Annotated in this window: 1 protein-coding gene and 1 pseudogene; both read left to right on the top strand. The window is 60.5% G+C overall.

The window, feature by feature from the left end; genetic code table 11:
• Positions 1-214: pseudogene (locus J0A65_RS25810) on the top strand (ABC transporter permease); the annotation flags it as partial.
• Positions 215-229: 15 nt separating this feature from the next.
• A partial coding sequence (locus tag J0A65_RS25815; protein ID WP_206597055.1) for an ATP-binding cassette domain-containing protein occupies positions 230-451 on the top strand: 222 nt, incomplete at its 3' end.

The raw sequence follows: 451 nt of genomic DNA on the forward strand, positions 1-451 counted from the left end.
TGGCTGGATGGTGCTGATCGCCGCCGAGATGCTCGCGCAGAACCCGGGGCTGGGCAAATTCGTCTGGGACGAGTTCCAGAACGGCAGCTCCAATTCACTCGGGCGAATCATGGTGGCGGTGATCGTCATCGGCCTGATCGGCTTTGCCCTCGACCGTCTGATGCTTCTGCTCCAGCGCCTGTTCAGCTGGGACAAGAATGCCGTACTGCGCTGACCCAGGAGAACCGCCATGAGCCACGCCCACCTCGAACTGACCAATGTCGGCATCGATTTCCCCACCGATAAAGGCCTGTTCCGCGCACTGCAGAACGTCAATCTGAAGATCGCCAAAGGCGAGTTCGTCTCGCTGATCGGCCATTCCGGTTGTGGCAAGTCCACCGTATTGAACATCGTCGCCGGGCTTCATCAGGCCACGGCCGGCGGCATCATCCTCGATGGCCGGGAAGTCAAC

Origin of the sequence: Bowmanella yangjiangensis (assembly GCF_017255015.1) — a bacterium.
GTDB lineage: Bacteria > Pseudomonadota > Gammaproteobacteria > Enterobacterales > Alteromonadaceae > Bowmanella > Bowmanella yangjiangensis.